The 24,805-nt window shown below is 38.2% G+C and carries 25 protein-coding genes, 1 tRNA gene and 1 pseudogene; 9 read left to right on the top strand and 18 right to left on the bottom strand.

What is annotated here, in order from left to right; all coding sequences use genetic code 11:
• The 10 genes from ES765_RS18195 to ES765_RS22620 form a co-directional block, all read right to left on the bottom strand.
• A partial coding sequence (locus ES765_RS18195) for a ferritin (RefSeq protein ID WP_138115774.1) occupies positions 1-499 on the bottom strand: 499 nt, incomplete at its 3' end.
• 183 nt (positions 500-682) lie between these two features.
• Positions 683-850, bottom strand: a complete 168-nt coding sequence (locus ES765_RS21880) for a hypothetical protein (RefSeq protein WP_171017364.1) — start codon at positions 848-850, stop codon at positions 683-685.
• A gap of 137 nt (positions 851-987) precedes the next feature.
• On the bottom strand, positions 988-1,560 hold the full coding sequence (locus ES765_RS18190; RefSeq protein ID WP_171017363.1) for a cytochrome b/b6 domain-containing protein: 573 nt from the start codon (positions 1,558-1,560) through the stop codon (positions 988-990).
• Positions 1,561-1,702: 142 nt separating this feature from the next.
• The gene (gene katG, locus ES765_RS18185) at positions 1,703-3,994 is read right to left on the bottom strand and encodes a catalase/peroxidase HPI (RefSeq protein ID WP_138115773.1); all 2,292 of its coding nucleotides are present in this window, start codon (positions 3,992-3,994) and stop codon (positions 1,703-1,705) included.
• Between the two features lie 42 nt (positions 3,995-4,036).
• Positions 4,037-4,444 (bottom strand): aquaporin, encoded by a 408-nt coding sequence (locus tag ES765_RS22105; protein WP_212744263.1) that lies wholly within the window; start codon positions 4,442-4,444, stop codon positions 4,037-4,039.
• A 15-nt stretch (positions 4,445-4,459) separates the two neighbouring features.
• Positions 4,460-4,696 carry an aquaporin gene (locus tag ES765_RS22100; protein ID WP_212744262.1) on the bottom strand — a complete coding sequence of 79 codons (237 nt, stop codon included), beginning with the start codon at positions 4,694-4,696 and terminating at the stop codon, positions 4,460-4,462.
• Positions 4,697-4,886: 190 nt separating this feature from the next.
• Positions 4,887-5,501: a superoxide dismutase gene (locus tag ES765_RS18175; RefSeq protein ID WP_212744264.1), complete on the bottom strand. Its 615-nt coding sequence runs from the start codon at positions 5,499-5,501 to the stop codon at positions 4,887-4,889.
• A 260-nt stretch (positions 5,502-5,761) separates the two neighbouring features.
• Entirely contained in the window at positions 5,762-6,490 is a 729-nt protein-coding gene (locus ES765_RS18170; RefSeq protein ID WP_138115772.1) for a peroxiredoxin, read from the bottom strand.
• A gap of 218 nt (positions 6,491-6,708) precedes the next feature.
• Positions 6,709-7,260, bottom strand: a complete 552-nt coding sequence (locus ES765_RS18165) for a ferritin (RefSeq protein WP_138115771.1) — start codon at positions 7,258-7,260, stop codon at positions 6,709-6,711.
• Between the two features lie 83 nt (positions 7,261-7,343).
• Positions 7,344-7,478 carry a hypothetical protein gene (locus ES765_RS22620; protein ID WP_262710694.1) on the bottom strand — a complete coding sequence of 45 codons (135 nt, stop codon included), beginning with the start codon at positions 7,476-7,478 and terminating at the stop codon, positions 7,344-7,346.
• Between the two features lie 595 nt (positions 7,479-8,073).
• Between ES765_RS22620 and ES765_RS18160 the strand changes: the two genes are divergently transcribed.
• The 5 genes and pseudogenes from ES765_RS18160 to ES765_RS22090 all read left to right on the top strand — a co-directional run bounded on the left by ES765_RS18160 (position 8,074) and on the right by ES765_RS22090 (position 12,256).
• Complete coding sequence (locus ES765_RS18160; protein ID WP_138115770.1) at positions 8,074-10,041, top strand: aconitate hydratase; 1,968 nt, start codon at positions 8,074-8,076, stop codon at positions 10,039-10,041.
• 391 nt (positions 10,042-10,432) lie between these two features.
• A pseudogene (locus tag ES765_RS18150) lies at positions 10,433-11,191 on the top strand (transposase).
• Positions 11,192-11,219: 28 nt separating this feature from the next.
• Positions 11,220-11,504: a transposase gene (locus ES765_RS18145; protein WP_138115767.1), complete on the top strand. Its 285-nt coding sequence runs from the start codon at positions 11,220-11,222 to the stop codon at positions 11,502-11,504.
• Positions 11,505-11,547: 43 nt separating this feature from the next.
• Positions 11,548-11,835, top strand: coding sequence for a Fic family protein (locus ES765_RS22095; RefSeq protein WP_212744261.1), 288 nt, complete (start codon positions 11,548-11,550; stop codon positions 11,833-11,835).
• Between the two features lie 82 nt (positions 11,836-11,917).
• Entirely contained in the window at positions 11,918-12,256 is a 339-nt protein-coding gene (locus ES765_RS22090; protein ID WP_212744260.1) for a hypothetical protein, read from the top strand.
• Between the two features lie 23 nt (positions 12,257-12,279).
• On the opposite strand, the gene ES765_RS18135 is transcribed toward ES765_RS22090, so the two are convergent.
• Positions 12,280-12,873 (bottom strand): hypothetical protein, encoded by a 594-nt coding sequence (locus ES765_RS18135; protein ID WP_138115766.1) that lies wholly within the window; start codon positions 12,871-12,873, stop codon positions 12,280-12,282.
• A 9-nt stretch (positions 12,874-12,882) separates the two neighbouring features.
• Entirely contained in the window at positions 12,883-13,266 is a 384-nt protein-coding gene (locus ES765_RS18130; protein ID WP_138115765.1) for a BfmA/BtgA family mobilization protein, read from the bottom strand.
• 1,010 nt (positions 13,267-14,276) lie between these two features.
• Here ES765_RS18130 and ES765_RS18125 point away from each other — a divergent pair.
• Positions 14,277-14,528, top strand: a complete 252-nt coding sequence (locus tag ES765_RS18125; RefSeq protein ID WP_138115764.1) for a type II toxin-antitoxin system ParD family antitoxin — start codon at positions 14,277-14,279, stop codon at positions 14,526-14,528.
• A complete protein-coding gene (locus ES765_RS18120) occupies positions 14,515-14,817 on the top strand; it encodes a type II toxin-antitoxin system RelE/ParE family toxin (protein ID WP_138115763.1) in 303 nt (100 codons plus the stop codon). The genes ES765_RS18125 and ES765_RS18120 overlap by 14 nt, the downstream gene beginning before the upstream one ends.
• Positions 14,818-14,981: 164 nt before the next feature.
• Here the strand turns inward: ES765_RS18120 and ES765_RS18115 are convergent, their stop codons facing one another.
• The 6 genes from ES765_RS18115 to ES765_RS21875 form a co-directional block, all read right to left on the bottom strand.
• Positions 14,982-16,247, bottom strand: a complete 1,266-nt coding sequence (locus ES765_RS18115; protein WP_138115762.1) for a site-specific integrase — start codon at positions 16,245-16,247, stop codon at positions 14,982-14,984.
• Between the two features lie 240 nt (positions 16,248-16,487).
• Positions 16,488-16,561: transfer RNA gene (locus ES765_RS18110), tRNA-Asp, on the bottom strand.
• A 71-nt stretch (positions 16,562-16,632) separates the two neighbouring features.
• Positions 16,633-17,562, bottom strand: coding sequence for a DUF58 domain-containing protein (locus ES765_RS18105; RefSeq protein WP_138115761.1), 930 nt, complete (start codon positions 17,560-17,562; stop codon positions 16,633-16,635).
• A 115-nt stretch (positions 17,563-17,677) separates the two neighbouring features.
• Complete coding sequence (gene trxA / locus ES765_RS18100) at positions 17,678-17,995, bottom strand: thioredoxin (RefSeq protein ID WP_138115760.1); 318 nt, start codon at positions 17,993-17,995, stop codon at positions 17,678-17,680.
• Between the two features lie 239 nt (positions 17,996-18,234).
• Positions 18,235-22,620, bottom strand: coding sequence for a DNA polymerase III subunit alpha (dnaE, locus tag ES765_RS18095; protein ID WP_138115759.1), 4,386 nt, complete (start codon positions 22,618-22,620; stop codon positions 18,235-18,237).
• Positions 22,621-22,841: 221 nt separating this feature from the next.
• A complete protein-coding gene (locus ES765_RS21875) occupies positions 22,842-23,018 on the bottom strand; it encodes a hypothetical protein (RefSeq protein ID WP_171017361.1) in 177 nt (58 codons plus the stop codon).
• A gap of 505 nt (positions 23,019-23,523) precedes the next feature.
• Between ES765_RS21875 and ES765_RS18090 the strand changes: the two genes are divergently transcribed.
• Both ES765_RS18090 and rimM read left to right on the top strand, forming a co-directional pair.
• Positions 23,524-24,111, top strand: a complete 588-nt coding sequence (locus ES765_RS18090) for a 30S ribosomal protein S16 (RefSeq protein ID WP_138115758.1) — start codon at positions 23,524-23,526, stop codon at positions 24,109-24,111.
• A gap of 13 nt (positions 24,112-24,124) precedes the next feature.
• The gene (gene rimM, locus ES765_RS18085; protein ID WP_138115757.1) at positions 24,125-24,652 is read left to right on the top strand and encodes a ribosome maturation factor RimM; all 528 of its coding nucleotides are present in this window, start codon (positions 24,125-24,127) and stop codon (positions 24,650-24,652) included.
• Positions 24,653-24,805: the final 153 nt, after the last annotated feature.

The raw sequence follows: 24,805 nt of genomic DNA, 5'->3' as shown, positions 1-24,805 counted from the left end.
TTTCTAAATCTTTATCGAATAAATACAGTGTATCTATTGTGGCTTTTTCACCGCCTGCAATTTTAATTTTATCTAATAAACTGATAGCAAGATTTTCTTCTTCTGTCTGTTCCTTCACAAACCATTGTAAGAAATTCCATGTCGCCCAATCTTCTTCAGTATGGGACAACTTTACTAAGTTATAAATGGCTTTAGTATTACTTACTTCATGCTCAAACACTTTTTCAAAACAATTGTTTACGCTTACAGGCTCGGCTGTGGGAGCAGGTATGGCAGTCACTTTTACTTTTGCGCCTCTTTTTAAAATGTATTCAAACAACTTCATCATGTGATTACGCTCTTCCGCTGCATGCCGGAAAAGAAAATTTGCAATGCCACTATATCCATCGTTGTCAGCCCATGAGGCATATGATAAATAGATTTGCGAAGCATGCGCTTCTTTTGTCATTTGTTCGTTCAATGCTGTTGTTAGCATTTCTGGAAGTCGATTTGTTTTCATAATATATTTATTGATTTTTAATTTGATTTTTCTAAAAAGTGGTTAATCGAAACATAATAATTTTTAAAAATTCTAGTATTGATTTCTAGTTTCTTTGCATTTCCTTTTTCATCATTTTATCATGCATTTTGGATGGAATCTTTTGCATTATTTTAGGGTTATTTTCCATCATTATTTACTTTTTTAAAATAAGTCGGCAGAACTTATAAGAAATACTATGAAGTTAACAACCAACACAATTACAATAATTAAGAAACCAACTTTTGTCAATTTATCCTTTTTCAAAAGAAAGTTTCGTGTTTTATTCTTCACTTCTTTTACAAACTTAAAATCCTCTTTTCCTTGTTTCATTGTTTCCCGTTTTTAATTCGTATAATTTGACTTTCTAGTTTAAAAAAATGTGGTCATCTATCTGTTTTTTAATAAAATATCAATCCATCTTTTTTGGGTATTTATACAGCTCGCTATTTGTTGTGCTTTCGTGTTTTTTAATTTCCCTTTTTCGAGCCGCTTATTATCCTTGAAATAATTCCTTTTTGATCTGTAAATTCTGCTATCAATACACCTGCCAGATAAATTCCTATAAACACTATCAAGTAATAAATTCCAAGTACATGGATTTCTTCCATTGTGCTTTTTAATTCTTTTCGCCCAAATTCAATAATAAGTCCTGTAGTTAACGAAATAATGACAAAGAGATAAAAAATGAGGTATGTGTATTTTTGAAATTTCTCCTTTAAGGATAGATTTTTACCAAAAGAATTTTGAAACTTCATCTGTCCAAAAAACGGAAGTATAAAACGTAAGCTAAATAATCCTGTCAATACATAACCAATGTAAACATGCCAATCCCACATGGGCTGTCTTATCTTTTTTGCTAACGTAATAAGTTGGTCTTGAGATAAAACCTGATTGGTACCACTCAAATAATCTTGAATGATAGATGCCACATTATTCTTGTTCATCCACGTTAATCGCAAAAAGATCGTAATTAACAATAACAGAAATGAAACTGCTATTGCCCAATGAATAATTCGATATAGTTTAGAATACTTTGTCATTTACATAATTTTAAGTTTTAGTATGTAGCACAATTGAGTTGTTACTTGTAAGCTCTTTGACAAGCCTTTGGAAATGTGTTTGCCTAGTGTAGGCTTATCAAAGTGCTTATAAATAATGGATGCAATCTATTCAGATTTAAATTTATTGCAAATCAAAGCGATCAAGCATCATCACTTTATCCCAGGCTGCTACGAAATCTTTTACAAAGCGCTCTTGCCCGTCATCAGCTCCGTAAACTTCAGCGATGTTGCGTAGTTGAGCATTGGAACCAAATATTAAATCGCAGCGGGTAGCTGTGTATTTTGTGGTTCCGCTTTTCCGATCAGTAATGTTGAACAGCATTTCATTTTGACCTTGAGGAACCCACTCATAGTCCATACTGGTGAGCACCCTGAAGAAGTCATTGGACAGTTGCCCGGGGCGGTCAGTAAATACACCATGTTTAGCGTAATCGTAATTTTGATCCAATACGCGAAGTCCACCTACTAATACCGTCCATTCTGGTGCATTCAATGTTAATAATTGGGCACGGTCAAGGAAGATTCGTTCTGATGGTACACGGTATCCTACTTTATCATTATGGTAGTTTTTGAACCCGTCAGAAACAGGCTGTAAATAATTGAAACTTTCTACATCAGTATGTTCCTGAGTAGTGTCCATACGTCCTGGTATAAAAGGCACTGTAATGTGCGTACCAGCATCTTTAGCAGCCTTTTCAATAGCAGTACAACCACCTAAAACCACTAAATCAGCAAGAGAAACTTGCTTATTACCTAATTGATTAGAATTGAAATCGCTTTGAATTTTTTTGAGCGTATCAAGAACCTTATTAAGCTCGGAAGGTCGATTCATTATCCAGTTATTCTGTGGTTCCAGCGCTATACGCGCTCCATTTGCACCACCTCTTTTGTCGGAATCGCGGTACACAGCCGCTGAGGACCAAGCTGCAGAAACTAGAGCGGATCCGCTTAAATCACTGCCGATGATCTGATTTTTCAAATCAGCTATGTCACTATCGTTGACCAATTCATGATTACAGGCCGGAATTGGATCTTGCCACAACAAATCATCTTTGGCTACTTCAGGACCTAAATAGCGATCTTTTGGTCCCATATCCCGATGCGTTAATTTGTACCAAGCTTTTGAAAAGGCTTCTGTGAAATAATCAAAGTCATTTAAGAATTTCTCACATACTTTACGATATTCGGGATCTACCTTTAAAGCAATATCAGACGTCATCATCATCAAATCGTTCATCGTTCCATCTAGATGTGCATCTGGAGTCTTTGGAGCACTTGGGTCTACCGGAGTCCATTGGATGGCTCCCGCTGGACTTTCTTTCTTTTTCCATTCAAATTTGAACAGGTTAATCAAGTAGTTATTGTCCCATTGTGTAGGGTCTGGCGTCCATGAACCCTCAATCCCATTGGTCATTGTGTATTGGGCAAATCCCGTGCCCTCTGGGTTCTGCCAGCCCATGCCCATGGCCTGTATAGGTGCCGCTTCTGGTGCTGCACCAATCTTATCGGTAGTTACCATACCGTGACTCTTCCCGAATGCATGTCCGCCTGCAATTAAAGCTACCGTTTCTTCATCATCCATCGCCATGCGCTTAAATGATTCTCGAATTGCTCTTGCAGAATCCATCGGTTCCCCATTACCACCGGGTCCTTCAGGATTTACATAAATTAATGCCTGATGGGTAGCGGCGAGAGGGTTTTCAAGGTCCCGATTCTCGTCCGACGGTTCTCCCTCCCAGCGGAGCGTTTGGGTTACCATTTTATCAGGATGACCGTCGTAGTATTCACCAACTTTTGATTCCTTAAAGGGCTTGCCATTCCAGAATTCTGGTCCCCAGTAGGTACTACGGTCTGGTTCCCACGCGTCAAGTCTTCCACCTCCAAAACCGTAGGTAGGAAAATTCATTATTTCCAAGGCGCAATTACCGGTCAATACCATAAGATCTGCCCATGATAGTGCTGCCCCATATTTCTTTTTAATAGGCCAAATCAGGCGGCGTGATTTGTCAGTATTTCCATTGTCCCACCAGGAATTGATAGGGGCAAAGCGCTGCATGGCTTGTCCTGCTCCACCTCGGCCGTCCGCTATGCGATAGGTACCCGCTGCGTGCCACGCCATACGAACCATTTGCGGGCCATAATTGTTGTAATCTGCCGGCCACCATTCTTTTGAATCAACAAGTAAAGCTTTGATATCTTTCTTCAATTGCTGGAAATCAATTTTATTAAAAGCTTTTTTATAATTTTCTTCACTTATTGGATTAGCTGCAGGCTGATCCTGATGTAGCAACTCAACTTGTAAGCGGTTGGGCCACCAATCATCAATCTGGGGAGGAGTTCCAATTGCTCCACCTATTCGGGTACCTCGGAATGGACATTTAGCGGGACTTTCTGGATTTTCGATGTTTTTCATATTAATTGGTATTATTGATTTGTAAAATAAATTAACTTATTCTTATTTGCCATTTTCATTTGTTTTTAAGGGATCACCGGTCACATACTTAAATACAAATGCAGCTGCTACCCCAGCGAGCAACTGACCTAGGAGAAAAGCTAGAATATTGTCCCAAGTAGTCATGCCAATGGTACTAATACCTACTGCTACGGCAGGGTTGAACTCCCCTCCGGTTATCCCTCCCAAACCATAGGCACTTGACATAATCGTAAATCCTATGGCGAGCCCGTAAAATGAATTGCCTTTTATATCCGTGGCTGTAGCTGTGTGCAATACCACCCAAACAAGTGCAAAAGTGCCAAGAAATTCGGCCAAAGCACCTCCCATAAAATCAAATATTCCACTGATGCTAATCTGGGTGACTCCAGGTATAAAGCCCAAAAAATATGTAGCTGTAAATGCCCCCAAAAGTAATCCCAGTAACTAACCTATCATATACCTTGGGACATCCGTGGCTTTGACATTACCACGTATCCAAACACCTTGGGTAACCGCAGGATTAAAATGGCCCCCGGATATATATCCACCCGCAAAAACCATTACCATGAGAATACTCCCAATGGCTAAAGGCGCCATATTGCCGGCAGTACCATTAACGGAAACAACAATTATCAGCAAAAGAAAGAAGCTACCTATAAACTCTACCACATATTTTTTCATAATTTTTTGATTTTAGTTCGACTATATTTAAATTTTAAACATTACTTCATCGTGATTTGTTTACTTAAGTTTAGTAAAGACCTATTTAAAGTCTCAATCCTGTATATTCTATACTAATCTAAAAGCAAGATTGTTTTAAGAGGTAGTTTAATCGTTACATCTATATCGGAATTGCGAAAAAAAATAAAAATTAAATCATTCTGGCTTCCACTTTATTCCAGTTAATTATTTTAAATATTTTTTTAAGGTACTCTGTTCTTTTATTTTGATATTTGAGATAATAAGCGTGTTCCCAAACGTCAATACCTAATATTGGTGTTCCGCTCATCTCTGATACTTTCATCAATGGATTATCCTGATTAGGTGTAGCGGAAATGTGTAATTTTTTGTCATTATCTTGAACAAGCCAAGCCCAACCTGATCCAAAACGTTTTGCACCCGCCTCTGACAATTCATTCATAAAGGCTTCCTCTGATCCAAAATCTTCAATAATTTTAGCTTTAAAGCTACTGCTCATGGTACCGCCAGGAGTTAAGATGTCCCAATATAGACTATGATTAAAATAACCGCCACCATTGTTGCGTATCGCATCAGAGAGATTATCCATACTTAAAATTTCTTCTATCGTTTTCCCAGAAATATTGGTTTCTTTTAAAGCCCCGTTAAGTTTATCGGTATATCCCTGATGATGTTTCGTATAATGTATTTCCATAGTTAAAGGATCAATAGTTTCTGGAAAGGCATTGTAGCCATACGGAAGTTCGGGTAATTTAAAAGTACTCGTAGCAACTGAAGTTGTTTTCATGATTTTTTCTTTTTTAGATTCTGATTTACAAGCCGATAGTAGCACGGAAGGCGCAATATAAGCACCTGCCGATACCAACATGGCTTGGTTTAAAAATTTCCGCTTGTTCATTCTTAACGTTTTTTGTCTATTAATTTAAATGCAAGGTTTAACTAGGCATAAGAGAAACTCGCACCATACAATCAGGCTCTTAATTCCCAAAAGCATTCTAACTACCACTATCTTGTTTTAAAATAATTGCAGCATTATAATACAGGCTATTATTTCTTGAGAATTTTATCCAACACGGTATCCTTGTCTAATTTTTTGGTACAGAAAAACCAGTCTTTGCACTCCAACTCATCATCGGAAGTCATTCTTTCTTCTGCAACACCGCAAGTTCCCGCAGGTGAAACAATAACATCGTCTCCAGGATTCCAATCTGCAGGAGTTGCTACATTAAATGCATCCGATGTTTTCATCGCTATCAAAGCCCTATAGATTTCATCAAAATTTCTTCCTAAGCTCAAAGGGTAATAAATAATGGCCCTTACAATACTGTTGGGGTCAATAAAGAATACCGCCCTTACTGCCTGTGTCTTGCTTTCCCCTGGCTGAATCATTCCATACTTTTTGGCCACTTCCATCGTAATGTCCTCAATTAAAGGGAATTTGACCTCAACGTTTTCCATTCCATTAAACTCAATTTTATCCTTAATCGTTCGCAACCAAGCAATATGGCTATACAAGCCATCAATTGACAAACCCACCAATTTGCAGTTGGCCTTGTCGAACTTACTTTCAAGATTTGCGAACGTTATGAACTCAGAGGTACATACAGGGGTAAAATCGGCCGGATGGCTAAAGAGTATAACCCATTTACCCACATAGTCGGCCGGGAAATTTATGTTCCCCTGCGTTGTTATTGCTTCAAATGTTGGTGCGACATCCCCTATCCGAGGCATGGCGCTAATTTTTTCTTTTGTTTCTATTTTTTCTATTGTTTCCATTATGATATTGCTTTAATGTTATTTCCGTGAAGACTTAAATCTGTTACCATGTATTAGTTATACATACAAAATCACTTTAGATGGTCGCAGCTTTGCATGACCTTGGTGAGGGTTTGTATTTTTTGAATACGGTACTTTGCATCCAACCTAAATTGGACAGTTACTCTTAACCAACAATCCGCAGAAAATTGAAATACAATGTTGTTTTTTCATAGTTATTAAGGATTATCAGTTGTTACTTTCTGCGCCAATCTCACATTGTCTGGAGTTTCCCCTAAATCTTTATCAAATAAATACAGCGCATCTTGTGAGGCCTTTTCACCCCCTGCAATTTTAATTTTATCTAATAAACTGATAGCAAGATTTTCTTCTTCTGTCTGTTCCTTCACAAACCATTGCAAGAAATTCCATGTAGCCCAATCTTCTTCAGTATGGGACAACTTTACTAAGTTATAAATGGCTTTAGTATTACTTACTTCATGCTCAAATACTTTTTCAAAACAATTGTTTACACTTACAGGGTCGGCTGTGGGAGCAGGGATGGCAGTCACTTTTACTTTTGCGCCTCTTTTTAAAATGTATTCAAACAACTTCATCATGTGGTTTCGCTCTTCCGCTGCATGACGGAAAAGAAAATTTGTAATACCACTATATCCATCATTGTCAGCCCATGCAGCATACGATAAGTAAATTTGTGCAGCATGTGCTTCTTTTGTCATTTGCTCATTTAATGCGGCTGAGAGCTTACCCGAAAGTCTATTAGTTTTCATCTGATATAGTTTTAATAGGGTGATTTTTTAAAATTTAGTAAAGCAAATCATTATAACTGTGCGGTTCCATTGTTCTTTCTATGCTATTTTTTGCTTTGGTTTTCATCTATAGTTTTTTTTTCAATATCAAATGTTTTATTCTTGACATCGGTGCCGCCAGTTAGATTCGTAGGGTTTGATTGTTTTCCTTTCCTCTTTAATTTTCTTTTATCGCTCATGTTGTTATAACTTAATTCGTACTATTTGTAACTAATACAAGGTATTGATTTGCTTACACATATATAATGACCTAAGTCATGATTGAGAAAATGGTTGTATAATTCAGGTCATATTTTCACTCCTTTTTAGTTTATAATTAAGACACTTAAATTGGAATCTATTTTCAAGTGAAAACAATTCCATATGCCGCCGATTACTTAGAAAATTTCTTAACTGCTTTGAAATATGCTCACGAAATGCCTACATAAATAGGTACGCGTCTAGTGGTTACCTATGTATTCGATGACCCGACCATTGGGTATGGGGGGACTTGATGAACACCCATAAAAAAGGACGCTGTGGTTATTGCCTGTTAATGAATAATGATTGTATTCCGAAGTTGGTAATATTTAAAAAGCTGTCGTTGATGAACCAAAACTTAGGAGACTTGGACACTTTTAGCAAAACTTCTTTCCTTCTCATTTTTATATGAGTCCAGAAATTCATATCTTCTATAAACACTTACAATTTTATCGAAATTCCCAATTCCTTGATACTTTCTCATGACAAACCTGTCGAACACTTTAGTTAAACGTAGTTTTTAAAAACAAAAACATGAATTCATTGAACGTTGCGCAGAAATTGATACAATCCCACTTGATAACCGGGAAAGCGGACCCGGGAACGGAAATTGGACTAATAATAGATCAGGCATTATTGCAAGATGCTACAGGAACTTTGGTACAGTTGGAACTGGAAGCAATGGGTCTCAAAAGGGCAAAGACCGAAGTGGCTGTGCAATATATAGATCATAATTTATTACAGACCGATTTTAAAAATGCGGACGACCATCTTTTTTTATATTCGGCGGCTCAAAAATTCGGGCTATGGTACAGCAAGCCCGGTAACGGAGTAAGTCATCCCGTTCATATGGAACGTTTTGGAATTCCGGGGAAGTCCCTAGTAGGTTCCGATAGTCATAGTTGTGCTGCGGGATCTTTGGGAATGCTTGCCATTGGAACAGGTGGATTGGATGTGGCCGCTGCCATAGCCGGGCAACCCTATTTTGTAAAAATGCCAAAGATTATGGGCGTGAAACTGATGGGTAAACTTCCCGATTGGGTAAGCGCCAAAGACGTCATACTTGAAATGTTACGTCGTTTTGGTGTTAAAGGGGGTGTAGGTAAAATAATAGAGTATTATGGGAGTGGATTAAAGTATTTGAGTGCCATGGATAGGCATGTCATAGCGAATATGGGTGCCGAGCTCGGTGCTACTACAACGGTATTTCCAAGTGATGGCGAAACCCGTCGCTTTCTAAAATCCCAGGGAAGGGAAGACGATTGGACCGAAATTTTAGCGGATGAAGGTTGCTCCTATGACTTGGAGCATGAAATTCTGATGGATGAACTGGTTCCTCTAATTGCTTTGCCCACAAGCCCTGGCAATGTTGTCCCCGTTCGCGATGTGGAAAACAGAAAAATCAGTCAGGTGGTCATCGGTTCTTCCGCCAATCCGGGACTTCGGGATTTCTGGATGGCAGGTGCCATTGTAAAGGATAGAAGCGTAAACGAGGAAGTATCCTTCGATATCAATCCCACTTCCAGACAGATTATTCAAAATATGATAGGGAACGGAACCTTTGCCAATCTGATAAAGGCAGGGGCGCGCTATCACCAATCCGGCTGTATGGGCTGCATTGGTATGGGACAGGCTCCGGCAAGTGGCACTATAAGTCTTCGGACGATGCCCCGTAATTTTCCAGATCGTTCGGGAACAAAGGACGATCAGGTCTATCTATGTAGTCCTGAAACAGCTGCCGCCTCCGCATTAACGGGGATGATTACGGACCCAAGAGACCTTGAAAAGATATATGGAATGCAATATCCGCAATACGAAGCTCCAAATCAGGAAATTATCAATGTAGATATGTTGGTGGCGCCGACCAAGAACAACCTCGAAATCAAGCTTAAAAAGGGACCCAATATCAAATCTCTTCCAGAGATGAACGCTCTAAAATCGGCATACGAAGTTCCCGTACTATTAAAGATGGGGGACAATGTCTCTACGGATGAAATATTGAAAGCAGGTGCGGAAGTGCTTCCGTTTAGAAGCAATATTCCTGAAATAAGTAAATACTCCTACTCAGTAATCGATGAAACATTTTATGATCGGGCCATACTTGCCAAAGTAAAACACGGTGGTCATATCGTCGTGGCCGGGGAAAACTACGCACAGGGCAGTAGTAGGGAACATGCTGCGATAGCACCAAAATATTTAGGACAAGTGGCGGTCATTGCCAAGGATTATGCACGGATCGCATGGCAGAATCTGATAAATTTCGGGATTCTTCCCTTGGAATTCGACAATCCCCAGAATTATGACGATATCGAACAAGGTGCTTTGATCGAGTTCAAAAACCTAAGGGAAGATATAATGAATAAAGGCCTCATAGGGGTCAAGGTAAAAAACAAGAACAACACTATCGAAATTTTCACGAAGCATAGCCTTAGCGATAGGCAAATAGGATTGCTGTTGAAGGGCGGGGTAATAAACGATTTTAAGGATAAACTATCTTCTTAGGCAAAATACATAGAAAATTCAATGCAAAACTCCCCGGTGATAACGAGTAGGACTTATTCTATTGACTTATGCAGGAAATCAAGAAAAAGTTTAAAAGGGACACTAAGAATCCAATTGCGCTCAAGTGATGGCTACTTGCCATGGTTTTAAAATCACCTTTAGCATACATGGACTTTGACTTGGAGGAAGACTATTGAATATTAATGTGATAATTTAGAAAGTATAAATTTTTGATAATTAAATCAGGTAAAAAGAGAACCTACTAGTAATTCCTATGCTTTCAGAAACACAATTTTTAAACAGTGCCATAAGACGGATGTGGTTGTTGCAGAACTCCAATAGATATCGATTTTTCCTTTTATAAAAGTGCGGAAATTCGTAAATTAAAGGTATGCAAGGCAGAAAGAATTACACCGAAAAACTCTTCCTCTTCCTCAGCTCCCGGTTATCAGACCGGATTCCAAAGGAAAATCTTTACAGAAGACTCCGCGAAACGCTTGACCTAAGTTTTCTTTATAAGGACACGAAGGAACTTTATGGCAAGACCGGCAACCCTTCTATCCACCCCGTGGTCTTTTTTAAGCTACTGATTACGGGATACCTTGAGAACATCACCTCCGAACGAAAACTGGTGGAGCATTGCTGAATGCGAATGGACGTGCTCTACTTTCTGGGTTATGACATAGACGAGGATCTGCCATGGCATTCAACAATCTGCAGGACGAGGCAACTTTACCCAACATCCCTGTTCGGTACATTGTTCAACAAGGTATTTGCCCTGTGTGTCGACAGCGGAATGGTATCCGGCCATACCCAGGCGGTAGATTCGGCCCCGGTAAAAGCAAATGCGTCCATGGAAAGCATAGTGGTAAAAGTGCCGGCCACCTCCATAGGCGATCACTTGAAAAAAGTGTCGGAAGAAAATCGGGAAACTACTAAAAAGCATGGTGGCACGGTACCCCCCGCACATATCTCCGCTCCTTCGCACGAGCTGAAGCGCGTAGAGAAACACCAACGAAACTTAAGTGACAGTCCGGTACGCCCTGCCGGTGCATCCCACAAAAAAGCACGCCTGCTCAGCAACAAGACGCACTATAACCCCCATGATCCGGATGCCCGTATATCGGTAAAGCCAGGTAAAGCCAGGTAAGGCCAGAAAGCTAAACTACTATTGCAGTATGGCGGTAGATACCGCAGAAGGGGTCATCTCTCATATCCAAGCTGACTTTGCCGATGGCAGGGACAGCCAGTACCTGACCGATATCAGCTTGCAGGTCCAGAACCGTTTAAGGAAAAACGAGCTCATAATGACGAATCTCCTGGCGGACGCAGGTTATTCCAATGGCGCCAATTACCATTTTCTCGAACAAAGGAAGGTTACCGGATGGATACCCGTTTTCGGGAGGTATAAACCTATTAAAGAATTTGAACTAGAAATGTATAATCAAAATGTAGCAGCATAACTCTTATCTAATTGTCCACTTTTTTGTTGCAAGTCCAGAACCTATGCAGATAGTTTCTGGGGCAATCGGAAGAGAAACCGTTCATTTTGAAGCCCCGCCTTCGAATACAATTGCTTCGGAAATGAGTGGATTTATAACATGGTTCAATGAATCCCAAAATGCTATCAAAAAACCTATCGTAAGGTCAGCTATCACTCATTTATATTTTGAAACCATACACCCCTTTGAAGACGGTAATGGCAGAATAGGTAGGGCCATAGCAGAAAAAGCACTTTCCCAATGCATTGGTCGTCCTGTTTTGTTCAGTTTATCAAAGTCCATAGAGCAATAAGAACAATTATTATGATGCATTAAAATCTGCTCAACGTTCAAACGAAATCACAGATTGGATAAATTATTTTGTAAAAACGGTCTTGGATGCTCAAATCGATGTTGAGCAAGAAATCGAGTTTACTTTAAAGAAAACCAAGTTCTTTGAGAACAATAAGAATATAATTAATGAAAGGCAACAAAAAGTGGTACGCAGAATGTTGGAGGAAGGTCACCAAGGTTTTGAGGGAGGAATGAACGTTCGAAAATATGTTTCCATAGCTAGTACATCAAAAGCAACTGCCACGAGAGATTTACAGGACTTGGTTCAAAAGAATATTTTCAGCCCTATTGGTGGAGGTCGGAGTGCGAGGTACGAACTAAAAAATGTAAACCATATCAAAGTGGCTCATCATAGTTCTTTCTCAAAATTAGATAGATAGCCAGAAATTGGCCTGGTCGTTTCCTATTTTACTTCATAACCTTGTAAGACAAAAGTATAGGCTGTCATTTGCCAATCTTTGATTTTTAGTCCTCGGCTCAGCGTCCAATTTTTTGATTGGTAGTACGCATAGAATTTTTTTCCTTCATCAGCAGACCATTTGTTTTCTTTAAAAAAAAGTAAAACTTCTAATTCATTAAAAGGCCTTGGCCGTTTATTTAAGTTTTCTTTTGTTTTATGTTTTAAAGAAGGTATCAAATTTTGGCTAGGTTCTGGGACTGAGCTAGTCAATTTTTGGACTGTAGGTGTCCCATTAGTTGTCCCGAATTTGGGCATCTTGATTCTTGAACCTCTTGCTGGGTGAAAAGAAGGAAAGTAGTGTAAATATCCCCAATCGTTCAAATCCCTTAGATAATTGTGATAGGTCGTTTTCGATCTGATCTTGGCCCTTTCCATAATGAGTTCCCTATTCACGGTAAGCGTCTTTTTAAAGAATTCTCGGTTCCATTTCTGGAAGAATGCCAAGTACAAGGTAATATGGCCTTGTTTGATCCTGATGTCATTGTTGAAGCGCTCAAAAGCTTCATTGAGATGCGATATATAGTTTACCTTTTCCATTGCTCCTCTTTATTTTAATAATTTACGCTCTTGGAACTGTACTTCCTTTTTCTCCAGGATAAGTTTCTTTTTGGGGGGTTCCGCTTGTTCAAATAGAGCATGCAGCATAGCGGCGGTTGGCTTGGTCTGCGTTTTTTCGATATCCTTCATAATGGCGATCATTCCGTTCATACGCTTTTTGATAAGCATCGATATTCTAGTTTCCAGCGTTTCCATACGTGGCCCCATTGCTTCCGCAGGGGATATTCCATAATCCTCAAAGAAATCGAGCATCAATAGTAACGTCATTGATTGGGATTTTGACATTTTCTTTGAGAATTCCCTAAATCGTAGCGCCACGGAAGTCTTTATTCCCAGCTTCTCAAATGACTCTTTTTCATATCCTTTATCCATTTTTTCTGAAATTTTGTATCGTTTTTATTGGCCTAAGCACTATTTTTCTGAAAAACAAAGCCTTCCCTCCTAATCCCGAAAATAAAAAACCCTTCAAAAGCCCTATGTTTATTGAGGAGGGAGAAAAATATAAAAACCGTAACAGGCGTTAGCCTGTTACCCTCTTGCTACTCCATCCCTTCATTTCATTCCGGGATTTTCGTACTTGTCAATCTATGTTGGAACTCATATCGATAGATTTGTCCAAAAGAATTTCTAAAGATTTATGATTCCGTTCACAGATGAACAGCGCAAAAAAGAAGCCATATTAAATGGTTTTACTTGGTGTCAATTGGTTGCCATAATGACAGTTGTCCGATTACTTATTATATCCCGAGCGTTTTTCTTTTCTTTTAAAAAAGCAGAAAGACGCTCTCCCACATTTGCTATTTTTATAAAAGCTGATTTTTAAATTGGTGTTGAGATGTTCCAATTACTTCCCATAGAGCCCTCGCTGTTATCTTTTCTATAACCATACCTAAAATTTTGATGGATGAAGGACTTATAAAAATGAGCCTGTGATTGATTATGCAGTCCGTTTCCTTCTAAATTTTAAACCTTTGTGCAAAAAAGTAAAAAGCTGGTGTAGGTTTTTGGCGAACGTAATCCTGAAGTTCTACTTGTGAATGGAACCCTTCGACTTCGCTCAGGACAAGTTTTTCTTTATAGTATAGCAGAATGAATAACTGGAAGGTAAAAATTGAGGATTGTGGTCAAGACCTATTGTATTGAACCTCGTTTCGTGTAATGGAGCCTTTTCGGCGAAATGTAAGGGAATGTGCTGAACGGTCAGGTTATTAAATGCATACTGTTTTAAATCGCTAATCTACTTAAAAACAATACTTCTGGGACAATTTGTTAATTCTGAAAAAGTAGAAGAATTACTAAAATTCAAATAAAGGACACTTCAATGTTTGCATTATTTACCAAATATTTTTATTTTGCATCAATATTATTAATATTGGTTCATTATGGCAGTAATTAGAAAATCTATCACATTTACGGAACAACAGGAGGCTTACGTGAAAAGCTTAATCGAACAGGGTTTTTACACGAATGACAGCGAATATGTTAGAGATATTATTCGTAAAGACCAAGAGCGAAGAAAGCACGTTGTAGATTTGAACGAGGCGCTTATCGAAGGAATGGAAAGCGGTCCATCCGATGCCACAATAGATAGTATTTGGGAAGAAGCCATAAGTGAGCACAATGCCAGACAATAGTTATGTAATAAGTGTTAAGGCAAAGAGCGATATTAAATCCATTGCCAAATACACCATAAATGAATTCGGAGAAAGTCAATCTTTGAAATATGCGAAGGGCCTCAAGGGAACTTTAGAAGAACTAGCAAATAACCCTGAGTTGGGCAGGAGATATGTTGCCGTGAAAAATAAAATGTTGCTGCGTTATAGGTACAAATCACATGTAGTATTTTATTATCTCGAAAGCAAAGGAATTTTTATTGTCAGAATTTTAGGCGGTACGATGGATTTTCCAATACACCTGAAATAAAGTTCAAATAAAGGATGGCAACCAAGTAAAAGTAATTTGTGCTGAAAAGTCACGAACAGTCCGATTACATTTTAAGGTGTTCAATAAATCGCGCCGTTCAGTGTCACTGAACACATAAATAAATGAAAATAAAAAATAATTGGAACGAATAAAATTCTACAAATCTAGTTGCGTTTCTTTGAACTGTCATTTTCCGGAGCTACCAAATCTTTCTCTTCCTGCGCCAATTTCTCTTTCAACATATTCATTTCATCGGCAATTTTGCTATCAAGTACCTTAGCATAAATCTGAGTTGTTTTTAGAGACCGATGTCCCAACATTTTACTTACCGTAGCTATTGATACACCTTTCGATAACGTCACTGTGGTAGCGAAAGTATGCCTGGCCAAATGTGTAGTTAGATTTTTACGTATTCCGCAAACATCCGCAATCTCTTTTAGATAGGCATTTGATTTTTGATTTGTCAAGACTGGCAAAACTCCTTTTCCATCTACAACATAGGGGTGCTGACTGTACTTTTCGATAATATTTTCAGCTGTTGATAAGAGTGGAATACTACTCATTGCCTTGGTTTTTTTCCGTGCCATTTTAATCCATCGGTCGCCATTGATGCCTATGACGATATTCTCAAACTGTAATTGCTTTACATCAGAATAGGCCAGACCGGTATAGCAGCAAAAAAGAAAAATATCCCGTACTAGTTCTAACCGTGGCAAGAATGATTTTTTGTTCCGTAACGCATCAAGTTCTATTTGAGTCAAATACTGTTTCTCTTTCGTTTTCCATGATGCTTTCCAATGAAAGAAAGGATCCCGTGCTATCCATTCATTGGCATAGGCGATTCGGATAATTTTTTTAAAATTGACCACATATTTTATTGCTGTATTATGTTCACAATTCTTTTTTGATCTCAAATAGTACTCTAACCCTGTTATGAATTTATGGTCGATGCTACGAACGGGAACGTCCTTACGCTGATACTTGTGCCCAATATAGTCGGATACATGATTATACGCAGCCTTATAGCGCTGTAAGGTTCCTTTCGTAAACCCTTTTCCCAGTAAACTTTCGATTTCATCATTATGCTCCTGAAAAATTTCAAGAACCATATATTCCTTGCCCGCCTTCCCTAAATACATATTCTTGATTATGGCAGCGGAAATATCAAGTTTGTCCTTTAACAGGTCATCATATATTTCAAATAGACGGCTTTTAACGTTATCTAAGAACCGATTGAAGTTGGATACCTCCATTGAAGAACCTCGGAGCTTCGCACCACGTGAATCCCATCGTTGTTCATCCACACGGCGACCAAGACTAAACTCACCTCGCTTGCCATTAATAGTTATGCGCGTGTAAAGCATAACCATTCCGTCAGTATTTGTTTCTGATTTCTTAGGGTAAAACAGAATACTCATTTTGCCATACATAGGTGCGGGTTTTAAATCCGCACCAGAAGGTACGAAAAAAAATGTTAAAATTTCTCTGTAAAGTTTTCTTTAACAGTCAATTACAGCGATTTAGGTGCGGGTTTTTGAAGGGTAAAAAGACGCACCGATTTCCGCCCCTTTTATAAGGTATTAGATGGTGACTTTTGACATTATATAAAATGAAAAAGCCTGTAAATCATTGATTTACAGGCTTTTTGTGTTAATTTGGATTCCTCCAAGCGGTCTGGACGGGACTCGAACCCGCGACCCCCTGCGTGACAGGCAGGTATTCTAACCAACTGAACTACCAGACCGTGGCGTTTAGCGAGTGCAAATATATGTTGTTTATTGTATTGCACAAACATTTTTCTTTAATTTTTTCAGTCTAAAGAAATTTATTTCGCTCTACTAAGAAAGTGTTAAGCACTGTAGAGAAATCACTTTTGATATCTAGGTCTACATATTTAATTTTATATTGGGCACATTTCATCTTAATATCAGCTATATACGAACTTATTCGCTCGTGGTAAGCCTCCTTAATATTGTCTGCATATAGGTCTAAATGTTCACCTGTTTCAACATCAACAAAACGTTTGGGAGTATTCTCAAAATCAAAAAATAGTTCGTGCTGCTTGTCCATCGGGTGAAAAAGCACAACATCATGCTTATTATATTTCAAATGACGTAAGGCCTCGAACAATTCATCATCATTCTTTTCTGTTTGAAACATATCTGTAAACAAAAATATAAGGCTTCTTCTTTTTATGTTTTCTGCAATCAGATGTAGATACTTATAGGTTTTTGTTTCTTTTGACGCATTAGTTGCCATGCCTATTTGACTCAACTGGGCCAACAACATTTGAAAATGGCGTTCACTTCCTTTTTCAGGAGCGTAATAATTATAACTATCTGAATACACGCTTAAACCTACTGCATCGCGTTGTCTTTTCAATACGTTCATTAGGGCAGCAATCGCCAACACGCTAAACCCAATTTTATTTAAGGAGCCTATTTGTGGGGTATCTACTTTGGGATAATACATGGAAGCTGAATTATCTAAAATCATATGACATCGAAGGTTGGTTTCCTCCTCATATCTTTTAGTGTACAACTTATCGGTCTTTGCAAATAGTTTCCAATCGATATGTTTGGTGCTTTCTCCGTTGTTGTAAATTTTATGTTCGGCAAATTCTGCAGAAAAACCATGAAATGGACTTCTATGGATTCCACTAATAAACCCCTCTACGACCTGATTGGCCAATAGTTCTAAATTGGAAAATAAAGGTGATTTATTTAATTCTGATTGTAAATTCACAAGATTAAAGATAGTGAAGACAGTTCAACTAGGCCAGAAGTGTCAATTTAAAATTAAACCAAATAAAAAGAGCTGACATCTTGCCAGCTCTTTTTATTTATAATAGGTACGATGGCTATAACAGTGCATCTATAGCGTCGGTATAAACTTTTTTAGGTGAAACACCTACTTGTCTGCTTATAATCTCACCACCTTTAAAAACCAAAACAGTTGGGATGTTACGTACACCATATTTTGCAGCGAATTCTTGATTTGCATCAACATCAACCTTGCCTACAACAGCTTTACCTTCGTACTCAGTACTAACTTCGTCAATAATAGGACCAACCATTCTGCATGGACCGCACCATGCTGCCCAAAAATCTACTACTACTGGTTTATCGCTTTTTAAAACTACCTCGTCAAAAGTAGCATCTGTTATTTCTATTGCCATGATTATTTACTTTTATTGATTATACAAATTTAGTCAATTATTTTACTGTTTCCTTACTGCCTAACAATTCGTTTTACCTATTAGGGTATCAAGCTAATTTATTACGTAATCCAGTTGTTTCTGATAGTTTAGTATCAAAATCTAATCTCAAAAGGTCTAAGTTGAATAAACTCTATTAAGATATAATACCACTATTTAAATAGGAGGTTAGGTTCAGATTACTATCCATAATAAGAATTTTAATTGAGCTTATAGTGTACTCCGCTTTCATCCAAACGATGTAACAGTTCGGTAGAAATTTGTACTTTTTGCCTCCTGCTTATTAGGTTGATTTTTATTTTCTCCTCCATTTCATAAACAATGAAATTAATAGGATGGTCACCTTTATGAGTCGTTAGCGTATCTTTTAATTGAAGTACTTTTTTTTCGTGCAATTCAGCAATATTCAATTTAATAGTCAATTTTCTAGCATAGCTTTCCATAACTTCTTGCAGCATCATAAAACTGTTGAACTGCATTCTTGGATCACCTTTTTTGCCCGTATCTTTATTCGTCCATCCCTCGCGAACGAATAGTTTGACATAAGCGAAGGAATTAATCATTAAGAAATGACGGAATTTTAAGTATTCTTCACCGAAGATTCTGAACTCAAAAGAGTCCGTATAATCCTCCATGGTGAATGCTGCCCAGCCTTTTCCGTTTTTAGATATTCTATGCTGTACATCTGTAATTACACCGGCAAAGGTGAGTTCTCGGTTTACATAACTCGGTAAATCACCGGCGCAGGAAACATTGGCGTTACAGAAGGACTTAATTTCTGTTTTGAAATCATCTAACGGGTGGCCTGAAATATAGATTCCCACCACTTCTTTTTCCCTTCGCAATTTCTCCATAGTGCCCCATTCCTCACAAGGCGGCACCATAGGTTCTGGAATCTGAACTTCGCTTGCATCACCAAATAGACTTACTTGTGAAGAATTTTCGTTTTCCTGAAATTTCGAACCGTATTTAATTACTTTTTCCAAGAAGGTGATTCCATCACCATCATCGTGAAAATATTGCGCTCGATGCGTTACTCCAAAGGAATCAAAACCACCGGCTACAGCCAGATTTTCAAATGCTTTTTTATTTGCTGCGCGCAGGTCAATACGTTTAGATAAATCAAACACGGACTTAAAAGTACCCTCTTCTTCGCGATTTTTAACGATGGTCTCTACCGCTGAACGCCCGACGCCTTTTACTGCTCCCATACCAAAACGAACGGCCCCTTGTTTGTTTACTGCAAATTTGTAGTATGATTCATTCACATCTGGACCAAGAACGTCTAAGCCCATACGTTTACATTCTTCCATAAAGAATGTAACCTGCTTAATATCGTTCATATTGTTACTCAATACGGCTGCCATATATTCGGCAGGGTAGTGGGCTTTTAAATAGGCGGTTTGGTATGCGATATATGCATAACAGGTAGAGTGACTTTTGTTAAAGGCATAGGCTGCAAAGGCTTCCCAATCTTTCCAAATTTTTTCTAATACTTCCCTCGGATGTCCTTTTTTCTCACCACCATCTAAAAACTGAGGTTTCAATTTTTGAAGTAAGGCAAATATCTTTTTACCCATCGCTTTACGCAATACATCAGCATCACCCTTAGAGAAGCCTGCCAATTTTTGCGATAGAAGCATCACTTGCTCTTGGTATACGGTTATGCCATACGTTTCCTTAAGATATTCCTCCATGTCTGGAAGGTCATAAGCAATTTCTTCACTTCCATTTTTACGGGCAATGAAACTAGGAATGTATTCCATTGGGCCAGGTCGATACAAGGCGTTCATGGCAATAAGGTCATCAAAAACAGAAGGTTTTAAATCCTTCATGTGTTTTTGCATACCAGGTGATTCATATTGGAAAACACCTACCGTTTCTCCGCGTTGAAAGAGGGCATAGGTCTTTTCATCATCCAATGGAAAATCATCAGGTACTAAATCGATATCATGTTTAGCCTTTACAATTTTCACCGTATCCTTGATCAAGGTCAAGGTTTTTAATCCCAAGAAATCCATCTTCAGCAATCCGGCACTTTCAACAACCGAATTATCGAACTGGGTTACATATAGATCGGAATCTTTGGCCGTCGCAACAGGAACGAAATCGGTAATGTCACTTGGTGTAATAATAACTCCGCATGCATGAATACCGGTATTACGCACAGAACCTTCTAGAGTTCTTGCCATTTTAAGGGTTTGACCTTCAAGGTCATCACCGTCATGAATATTTAAAAGTTGATGTATTTTTTCTAAATCATCTGCCCTAAATTTCTTTTTTAATTCGGCCTCGCTTTGTCCAAAAATCTTACTCAATTTAGACATGGTAGGAATAAGCTTTGCGATTCTATCAGAATCACCTAAGGGTAAATCTAACACACGGGCCGTATCCCTTATAGAAGACTTGGCAGCCATGGTGCCATATGTAATAATCTGAGCTACTTGGTTGGCGCCATATTTTTTGATGACATAGTCCATAACGCGGCTTCGACCTTCGTCATCGAAATCAATATCAATATCGGGCATGGATACACGATCCGGATTCAGGAAACGTTCAAAAAGCAAGTCGTATTTTAAGGGGTCTATGTTCGTAATAGTCAAACAATAGGCAACAACGGATCCCGCTGCCGAACCACGACCCGGACCTACAGAAACATCCATATTTCGTGCTTCACGGATGAAATCTTCAGTAATCAAAAAGTAACCAGGATATCCTGAATTCTTAATGGTATCTAATTCAAAATCGATACGTTCCCGTATTTCAGTGGTAATTTCGGGATATCGTTTTTCTGCACCTAGATAGGTAATGTGCCGTAGGTAAGCGTTTTCACCACGGTTTCCTTTATCTACCGCATCTTCAGGGTCTTTATATTCTTCAGGTATATCAAAAACAGGTAAGAGTACATCACGCGCTAATTCATACGGCTCAATTTTATCAAGGACTTCCGAGATGTTCAAAATAGCATCCGGCAGGTCTTTAAAGAGCTCTTTCATCTCATTTTGAGACTTAAAATAATACTCTTGGTTGGGTAGCCCGTAACGATACCCTCGTCCCCGTCCAATGGGTGTAGCTTGTTTTTCACCGTCTTTTACACAGAGTAGAACATCATGTGCATTGGCATCTTCTTTAGCGCAATAATACGTGTTGTTGGAGGCTACGAGTTTTACTTCATGCTTTTTGGCAAACTCTAGTAACACCTTATTCACTCTTTCTTCATCTTCCTGACCATGGCGCATTAGTTCCATGTACAGGTCATCTCCAAATTCATGTTTCCACCATAGTAGGGCTTCCTCAGCCTGATGTTCACCAACGTTCAGTACTTTGCCAGGTACTTCACCATATAGGTTTCCAGTCAATACAATGATATCCTCCTTGTATTGTTGAATAACTTTTTTATCGATACGTGGTAGGTAGTAAAAGCCATTGGTATAAGCAATGGAGGACATTTTAGCCAAATTGTGGTATCCTTTTTTGTTCTTGGCCAACAATACAATTTGGTATCCGTTGTCTTTAACGCTTTTATTGGTGTGGTCTTCGCAGACAAAAAATTCACATCCAATAATTGGTTTTAGCTCTTTTTCGGTGGGTTCCTCGCCTTTTTCAACAGCTTCTGCATTTTTGGCTTGAACTGATTTATTATACGCGCCAATCTCTTTTACAAAATGAAACGCACCCATCATATTAGCGTGGTCGGTAATGGCTACTGCTGGCATTTCAGCATCTCCAGCTGCTTTTACCAAATCTTTTACTGCAATGGTAGATTGTAATACCGAAAATTGTGAATGGTTATGAAGATGGGCAAAGGTTGCATCTTCTAAGGTCTTTATATTTTCTTTTATCTCCTCTTGAGAAACGCCACCAGTATCTTTTGCCCATAATGCATCTGAGATTTTTTTAGATGCTTTTTTTAAGTTGATGTGTTTAAGGGCAATGAGTTCAATTTCCTTCGGATTAGCTTCCGAGAAATTTTGGAAATAATCAGGTTGAACATCTAATTGTTCGGTGGTGTATTGTTGTTTTCTGACTAATTCTAAAAAACAACGGGTGGTTGCCTCAACATCTGCCGTTGCATTATGTGCTTCCCCAAAAGGTTCGCCGAATAAATACTGATGTAGTTCTGTAAGGGTCGGCAGTTTGAATTTTCCTCCACGGCCGCCTGGAATTTGACATAATTTTGCGGTGTGTTCTGTACAGGTGTCTAAAACAGGAAGATCCTGTAATTGATTTTCAACATTCAACCGATGAAATTCTGCACCCATAATGTTGAGGTCAAACTTCACATTTTGCCCAACAATAAATTTGGTTTTGGACATTGCAATATTAAACTTCTCCAAAACCTCTAATAATGGAACACCTTTTTGTTCTGCTAACTCAGTCGAGATACCGTGAATTTGTTCCGCATCAAAAGGAATGGTAAATCCATTTGGCTTCACTAAATAATCTTGATGTTCTATCAAATTACCCATGTCATCATGTAACTGCCAAGCAATCTGTATGCAACGTGGCCAGTTATCAGAATCAGTATAGGGAGCGTTCCAATTTTTAGGAAGACCGGTGGTTTCTGTATCAAAGATGAGGTACATAGGCAAAACTGTATTGATTAAAGTGCTTTGTGTTCAGTAAAAACAATTCTTTAACTAAAAGAGTATAAAATTACTGAAAACCTACAGGGTAATACAACTGTTTTGTGAACAGTTATCAACGAAAAAAGCCAAATTAAGAATTGTTAGGCTTTTCGATAGCAAAGGCGAATTGTTTTTAGGATACTGCTTCTTCAGTAATCTTAGCATTGTTTAACGCGTCTTTAATTTCGGTATAATGCTTTTTCACTATATTTTTTTGTGGATGGATCAAGCTCGATATTTGTATCATGTAGTAGTTGATTGTACGCTATTATGCTTGTCTTTTCTCTCGAATCCACTTCTTTAACAATACGTTCGGTATTATTCATTAATAGGGTGGAGTGGTTGAGGTTATTCATTCAAGCTCTATGTGTTTCACCTTTTAAGCTTCCACTTTTTTAGGTAGTTCGCCGAAGTTTTGAATTTCGGCTTTCAACTCATGGTAAAATCTATGGCGTTGATGAAGCTTATCGGATAAAAATATTTTGATGTTCTAATCCTCAATTTTTTCTTATACTAATTTATAGCCATTTTGGGCGTCATAAGTTCTCGTCAGTAAATCGTTTAATATGTTCTAAATTCTCCCTGAACACTTCATATCAGCTCTTATTAATTGAATATATCTATTAATATTCACATTATTTAAGATGTAAGGATCTAACGCAAGCGTAAGTATTTACGGGGATTAAGCATGGGTTTAACGATTTTTTGGGTGTACTATTAAGGCATTAAATAGTCAATGGTAGAAATATCAATAAATCTTAATTGGGTTTTAATCACAATTAGCTATATTTGCACCCGCTTTCAGGTAAAGCAAAATAGAATTAATAATCAAGGGTCGGGCACCCTACAAATTAATGTGATATGCCAGTAAAAATTAGATTACAAAGACACGGTAAAAAAGGAAAACCATTCTATTGGGTAGTTGCTGCAGATGCAAGAGCTAAAAGAGATGGTAAATTTCTGGAAAAATTAGGAATCTATAATCCTAATACAAACCCTGCAACTATTGAACTTAATTTTGATAGTGCTGTAAAATGGTTGCAAAACGGAGCTCAACCAACCGATACTGCTAAAGCTATTCTTTCTTATAAAGGAGTGCTTTTAAAGCATCATTTATTAGGTGGTGTACGTAAAGGTGCATTGACTGAAGAGCAAGCTGTAGAAAAATTCAATATTTGGGTTTCTGAAAAAGAACAGGCAATTGCCGATAAAGTTGGTGGTATAGATAAAGTAAAAGCAGATGCTAGAGCCGCTGCCTTGAAAGCTGAGAAAGAAGTAAACGATAAGCGTGCTGCTGAAGCAGCTGCTGCACTACTTCCAGAAACACCAGAAGGAGAGAGTGCTGAACAAGAAGTAGAAGCTGTAGAAGCTGCCGGTGAGCCAGAACAAGTTGTTGAGGCTGCAGAGGTAACTCCTGAAGCTCCGGCTAAGGAAGAAGATAAAGCATAATATATAAGAAACGATGAGAAAGGAAGATTGTTTCTACCTGGGTAATGTCGTTTCAAAATATAGTTTCAAAGGAGAGGTACTTGTAAAACTAGATACCGATGACCCTGAGATTTACGAAAATATGGAATCAGTATTCGTTTCTTTAGGAAACAATCTGGTTCCATTTTTTATTAAAAAATGTCGCCTTCATAAATCGAATCTTCTTCGTATAGATTTTGAAGAAGTGAAATCAGAATCTGATGCAGACCGCATTATGAAATCTGGACTTTATTTGCCACTTACTCAATTACCAAAACTAACGGGCGATAAATTTTACTATCACGAGGTTATTGGTTTCACCATGCTAGATAAAGATCATGGTAATATTGGAATTGTGCAAAGTATAAATGATAGTACCGCACAAGCCTTGTTCGAGGTTCTAAAAGAAGACAAGCAATTGCTTATTCCATTAAATGATGATATCATTACTAAGGTGGATCGTGAGAATAAGACCATACATGTAAGCACTCCAGAAGGTTTGGTAGCGTTGTATCTTTCCTAAAAATAAAGAATTTTATACTTCATTTAAAGAATTGTCGATTTTCAGGATATATGTTGTGAAAATGATAAAATTTTCATCATTAATTCAGGGTATTTCATAAGTATTTAGCTATTAAGCATTGTTATTGGTCGAAATTTAACATTGATTATGCTT

Source organism: Maribacter sp. ACAM166 (assembly GCF_005771495.1).
In the GTDB taxonomy this organism is placed as follows: Bacteria; Bacteroidota; Bacteroidia; order Flavobacteriales; family Flavobacteriaceae; genus Maribacter.
The sequence above is the reverse complement of the archived record's forward strand: the minus strand, read 5'-3'. Positions and strand labels throughout refer to the sequence as shown.